Origin of the sequence: Phenylobacterium sp., from assembly GCF_028290885.1 — a bacterium.
Lineage (GTDB): Bacteria > Pseudomonadota > Alphaproteobacteria > Caulobacterales > Caulobacteraceae > Phenylobacterium.
This window is the reverse complement of record NZ_JAQGIZ010000161.1, coordinates 1-5,113: the sequence shown is the minus strand read 5'-3', so window position 1 is coordinate 5,113 and position 5,113 is coordinate 1. Positions and strand designations below refer to the sequence as shown.

The window sequence follows — 5,113 nt, the reverse complement described above, 5'->3', positions numbered from 1 at the left end:
TGCATGAAACCCCCTGCTCGATCAAGCGCGAGCGCCGTAGACGCCCGTCACTAGGACGCCCGCGACAGCCGCTTGGGCGCGACGTGGGTCCAGGCCAGCCGCAGGACTATCGCCAGCGCCTCTTCGTCGATGGCTTCCAGGCGGACATAGGTCCAGCCGTGATGGCCGTAGGTTTCGGTTTCCTGCACCGCCTCTGGGTGGGCGGCAATCATGTTGAGCTGGTCCTCCCGATCGAGCTTGACCACGGCGACGTTGTCCCAGCCCAGCGAGGTGAACAGGCTGGTCTCGCCGGTCACGCCCAGCATGGCGAAGATCCGCGCCTGCACGCGGAAGGCCGGCCGGCGGCGGTGCAGATCCTCATAGGCTTCGGGCAGAGCCAGCGCGATCCGGCGCAGGTCCGCGGCGCTGGCCATCACCTGAGCAGGCGCGTGGGCGCGACCGTCGCCCATGCCAGCCGCATCAGCGAGGCCAGCCTGGCCTCGTCCACCTGGCCGAACTGGATGTAGGTCGATCCCTTCTGGCCCCAGTAGCCGGGCACGGGCTGGATCGCGGCCGGATCGTCCGCCACCAGGTTCCGCTGATCCTCGGGATCGAACTTCAGCATGATCCGAGGGCTGTCGGCGGCCATGGTGCAGAAGATCTTCCTGTTCACCCGGAAGGAGCCGATCTCGAAGTGCGGCGCCTCGATGGTCTCCGGCAACGCCAGGGCCAGACGGCGGATGTCGGCGTGGGTCGGCATGACCCATCATCCGCCAAGCCCGCTTCTCAGACCAGCCGGCTCCGGTTCCGCGCCGCGCCGATGAAGCTGGCGAACAGCGGATGCGGGTCGAAGGGACGGCTCTTCAGCTCGGGGTGGAACTGGACGCCCACGAACCACGGGTGGTCATCGCGCTCGCAGAGCTCGGGCAGCACGCCGTCGGGCGACAGGCCGGTGAACTTCAGCCCGGTCTGCTCGATGGCGTCGCGGTAGCCAATGTTGACCTCGTAGCGATGGCGGTGACGCTCGGAGATGGTCGGGGTCCCGTAGATCTCCGCGACCCGGCTGCCGGGCGTCAGCACCGCCTCATAAGCCCCGCAGCGCATGGTGCCGCCGAGCTCGCCGCCTTCGGTGCGGATCTCCTTCTCGTTGCCGCGCACCCACTCGGTCATCAGGCCGACGATCGGCTCCGACGTCGGGCCGAACTCCGAGGAGGAGGCCTGGTGGATGCCGGCCAGGTTCCGGGCGGCCTCGATCATCGCCATCTGCATGCCGAAGCAGATGCCGAAGTAGGGGATGGCGTGCTCGCGGGCGAAGCGCACGGCGCGGATCATCCCCTCCGAGCCGCGCTCGCCGAAGGCGCCGGGCACCAGGACGCCGTGTACCCCGGTCAGCCGCTCGCCGATCAGCTCCTCCTCGCGCTCGAAGGCCTCGCCCTCGATCCAGTCGAACCTGACCCGCACGTTGTTGGCCACGCCGCCGTGGGCCAGCGCCTCGATCAGCGATTTGTAGGCGTCGGTCAGCGCCGTGTACTTGCCGACGATGGCGATGTTCACCTCGCCGTCCGGGTGGTTCAGCGCGTGCGCGATGCTCTCCCAGCGACTGAGGTCGGGCTTCGGAGCGTCCGTCAGCCCGAAGACGTCCAGCACCTCCGAGTCCAGCCCCTGCTCGTGGTAGTCGAGCGGCACCGCGTAGATGTTGGCGCTGTCCATCGCCTGGATGACGGCGCTCGGCCGCACGTTGCAGAACAGGCCGAGCTTCTTCCGCTCGCTCTCAGGGATCGGCATCTCGCAGCGGCAGAGCAGGATGTCCGGCTGGATGCCGATCGAGCGCAGCTCTTTCACCGAGTGCTGGGTGGGCTTGGTCTTCATCTCGCCCGCCGTCTTGATGAACGGCAGCAGCGTCAGGTGGATGAAGCAGGCATGTCCCCGCGGGAGCTCTTGGCCCAACTGGCGGATGGCCTCGAAGAACGGCAGGCCCTCGATGTCCCCCACTGTGCCGCCGATCTCCACCAGCACGAAGTCGACGCCCTCGCCGGGATCGGACAGCACGAACTGTTTGATCTCGTCGGTGACATGCGGGATCACCTGGACGGTCGCGCCCAGATAGTCGCCGCGCCGCTCCTTCTCGATGATGGTCTTGTAGATCTGGCCGGTGGTGATGTTGTCGTTCTTGGTGGCGTTGACGCCGGTGAACCGCTCGTAGTGGCCAAGGTCGAGGTCGGTCTCGGCGCCGTCGTCGGTGACGAACACCTCGCCGTGCTGATAGGGGCTCATGGTCCCCGGATCGACGTTCAGATAGGGGTCGAGCTTGCGCAGGCGCACCTTGTAGCCGCGCGCCTGCAGGAGCGCGCCGAGTGCGGCGGACGCCAGACCCTTACCCAAGGAGGAGACCACGCCGCCGGTGATGAAGATGTACCGCGCCATGGGCGTTCAGATTAGCCGTGATTCGCCGCCGCGGCCCCTGCCCCGGCGCGATTCGTCCCCGCTTCTTTTCGCCACGGCTATTTCGGAGGCGGCGCGGCGGGCGCGGACTGGTCCTGGTTGTCGCCCAGGAACGGGTTGCGGACGGTGGGCGTCGGGGCCTGCAGCGGGGCGGGCGCGCCTTGCGGGCCGCCGGGCTGGGCCGTGCCGGCCGGCGGCCGGCTGGTCTTTTGCTGGTTGAGCATGCTGGGATCGACGGAATCGATCTTCAGCCGGTCGACGACGGAGGACGCGCCCTTCTCCCGGCTGGCCAGGATCGTCAGCAGCAGGCTGATGATGAAGAAGGCCGCCCCCAGGATCCAGGTGGTGCGGGTGAGCAGGTCGCCCGCGCCGCGCACCGACATCATGCCTGACGGGCTGCCGCCGCCGACGAAGCCGCCGCCTTCCGAACGCTGCAGCAGCACGACCCCGATGAGGATCAGGCTGACGACGATTTGGGCGGCGAGCAGGATGCCAATCAGCATAGGTCTTGCGGTCCAGTATGTTCGGGCGGTCACACCTTCATCGAAATGAAAGGCGGGGCGCCGAAATGAAGCGCGGGCTCTATCACCGAGCCCGCCGCAAGGCCATAGCTAGGGCGTCGCAGTCCCCACACAAGCCATGAGTGTCAACGTCAGCCTCTTGCCAATCCTGGAGACCGAGCGCCTGCGGCTCACCCCGCTCGCCGCCGACGACGCCGGGCACATCTTCCCCCTGATGCGCGACGCCGAGGTCATGGCCTTCTGGGACATGCCCGAGAGCGACGACCCCGACATGGTCGCCAACATCGTCGCCGGCCAGGTGGCGGAGATGGACGAGGGCAAGGCCGTCTACTGGGCGCTCCGCCCGCTGGCCGACGACCGGTTCATCGGAACCTGCGACCTCTCGGAGATCGACCGGCGGCACAAGCGCGCGGAGGTGGGCTTCATGCTGGGCCGCGACGCCTGGGGCCAGGGCTATGCGCTGGAGGCCATGCGGGCGGTCCTGCACTATGCCGCGACCCGCGGCCTTCGCCGGCTGCTCGCCCGCACGCACCTGGGCAATCGCCGCTCCGACAGCCTTTTGGAGAAGCTCGGCTTCGAGGAGGAAGGTCTGCTGCGCGGCCACGTCCTGCGCGACGGCGAGCGGCGCGACTGCCGCCTGTTCGGGCTTCTGCTGTAGGCTCGGCCCCTACCAGTCCTCCGAGAGGGAGACGCGCATGGCCAACCCGATCCGGGTCGAGGGCTTCGACCACATCGTCCTGCGGATCCGCGACAAGGCCGCGATGCTGGGCTTCTACGAGGGCGTGCTGGGCCTGTCGGTCGACCGCGATCGCCCGGAGCTTGGCCTGACGCACATCCGCGCCGGCCGGCAGATGATCGACCTCGTCACCCTCGACGGGCCGCTGGGCAAGCTCGGCGGCGCCGCGCCGGGGCCCGAGGGCCGCAACCTCGACCACTTCGCCCTGCAGGTCCGGCCGTTCGACGAGCCGGCGATCCGCGCGCACTTGGCCGCGCACGGCGTCACGGTCGTGGAGGAAGGCCAGCGCTACGGCGCCGACGGCAACGGCTTCTCGCTCTACGTCCGTGACCCGGAGGGCAACACCGTCGAGCTGAAAGGGCCCTCCTCCTAGGGTATGTCCTCATAAGTGCAGCCATCTTCAGCGCTTCAGGGCCGCTGGCGCAGCTTGCCGCTTGCCGGAATGCCCGCAACGGCTTTCGACCCCCTTGCAGACCTCTACGGGATCTGACGGCGGTTTCGCGATCGTCGGTTCGTCGGCCCGGCTCAATCCGCCGCGGCGAAATGCGCCATCTGGCCGGCGTGGGCCTTGGCGAAGGCTGGCCGGGCCGTGGCGCGCGCGACGTAGCCGCGGCAGGCGGGATAGTCCGCCAGCCCGTCGAACCGATCGACCAGCCGCAGCACGTCCGCCATGAGAATGTCGGCGACGGAGAAGGTGCCGACCAGCCATTCGCTTCCGTCCAGGACCGTTTCCATGTGCTTGAGCCGGGCCTCAAGGAAGGAGTCAAAAAACTTTCGCATTGGCGTTTCGTCGGCGTCACCTGAGAACATGAAGAAGGACCAGGGCTGGCTCGCGGCCTCGACAGAAGCGAGCGCTGCGAACAGCCATTCCTTCGCGTCGCTGCGGCCGCGCCGATCCGCGGGCAACAGCTTGTCGCTCAGCTCGCCGAGGTGGAGCAGGATCGCGCCGCTCTCGAAGATCGAGAGGTCTCCATCGGTCAGCCAAGGCGCCTGGCCGAAGGGTTGGTGCGCGAAATGGTCGGGACCCCGATCTCGAAACGGCGTGCTCTCGACCCGATAGGGCAACGCGGCCTCTTCCAGCGCCCAACGCACGCGCAGGTCGCGCACATAGCCGCGCGGCATTTCGGGAACCCAATCGAAGGTGGTGAGGACCAGGGCGACCATTCGCGATCTCCGTTTTGCAGCTAAGGACGCAGCGGCTACGCCCCTGCCGACATTAATCATTGGCGGACGTCGCCTTTCCACCCCGAGCGCACGTCCGGGCAGTCCGGTCTCGGACAGGTTGCCAACTGACGCTCCCGACCCGTCGCCGACCTGACTCGTCGGCGCGTTCCGTCGGGCGAGTTGCGTGATCAGGCAGGAACGTACGTCAACCTGATCGTGTCCTCGCCAATTGGATCGCTGGCCACAAGGCGGAGCGGCGGCCGGGGGCCGG

General features: G+C 68.0%; 7 protein-coding genes. 2 read left to right on the top strand and 5 right to left on the bottom strand.

Features of this window, described 5'->3' with window-relative positions:
* Positions 1-50 precede the first annotated feature (50 nt).
* The 4 genes from JWP28_RS10965 to secG form a co-directional block, all read right to left on the bottom strand.
* Positions 51-449: an MmcQ/YjbR family DNA-binding protein gene (locus JWP28_RS10965; protein WP_299542813.1), complete on the bottom strand. Its 399-nt coding sequence runs from the start codon at positions 447-449 to the stop codon at positions 51-53.
* Positions 413-739 carry an MmcQ/YjbR family DNA-binding protein gene (locus JWP28_RS10960; RefSeq protein WP_299542811.1) on the bottom strand — a complete coding sequence of 109 codons (327 nt, stop codon included), beginning with the start codon at positions 737-739 and terminating at the stop codon, positions 413-415. Before JWP28_RS10960 ends, JWP28_RS10965 begins: the two co-directional genes overlap by 37 nt.
* Positions 740-765: 26 nt before the next feature.
* Positions 766-2,403: a CTP synthase gene (locus JWP28_RS10955; protein ID WP_299542809.1), complete on the bottom strand. Its 1,638-nt coding sequence runs from the start codon at positions 2,401-2,403 to the stop codon at positions 766-768.
* A gap of 77 nt (positions 2,404-2,480) precedes the next feature.
* Positions 2,481-2,924 (bottom strand): preprotein translocase subunit SecG, encoded by a 444-nt coding sequence (gene secG, locus JWP28_RS10950; protein ID WP_299542807.1) that lies wholly within the window; start codon positions 2,922-2,924, stop codon positions 2,481-2,483.
* Positions 2,925-3,060: 136 nt separating this feature from the next.
* Between secG and JWP28_RS10945 the strand changes: the two genes are divergently transcribed.
* On the top strand, positions 3,061-3,600 hold the full coding sequence (locus JWP28_RS10945) for a GNAT family N-acetyltransferase (protein WP_299542806.1): 540 nt from the start codon (positions 3,061-3,063) through the stop codon (positions 3,598-3,600).
* 37 nt (positions 3,601-3,637) lie between these two features.
* Positions 3,638-4,051, top strand: coding sequence for a VOC family protein (locus JWP28_RS10940; RefSeq protein WP_299542804.1), 414 nt, complete (start codon positions 3,638-3,640; stop codon positions 4,049-4,051).
* A gap of 152 nt (positions 4,052-4,203) precedes the next feature.
* On the opposite strand, the gene JWP28_RS10935 is transcribed toward JWP28_RS10940, so the two are convergent.
* A partial coding sequence (locus JWP28_RS10935) for a glutathione S-transferase family protein (protein WP_299542802.1) occupies positions 4,204-5,113 on the bottom strand: 910 nt, incomplete at its 5' end.

Excerpts from the sequence above, each read along its gene's own strand:
- JWP28_RS10965 (WP_299542813.1), bottom strand. The coding sequence starts at position 449 with ATGGGCGACGGTCGCGCCCACGCGCCTGCTCAGGTGATGGCCAGCGCC.
- JWP28_RS10960 (WP_299542811.1), bottom strand. The coding sequence starts at position 739 with ATGCCGACCCACGCCGACATCCGCCGTCTGGCCCTGGCGTTGCCGGAG.
- JWP28_RS10955 (WP_299542809.1), bottom strand. The coding sequence starts at position 2,403 with ATGGCGCGGTACATCTTCATCACCGGCGGCGTGGTCTCCTCCTTGGGT.
- secG (WP_299542807.1), bottom strand. The coding sequence starts at position 2,924 with ATGCTGATTGGCATCCTGCTCGCCGCCCAAATCGTCGTCAGCCTGATC.
- JWP28_RS10945 (WP_299542806.1), top strand. The coding sequence starts at position 3,061 with ATGAGTGTCAACGTCAGCCTCTTGCCAATCCTGGAGACCGAGCGCCTG.
- JWP28_RS10940 (WP_299542804.1), top strand. The coding sequence starts at position 3,638 with ATGGCCAACCCGATCCGGGTCGAGGGCTTCGACCACATCGTCCTGCGG.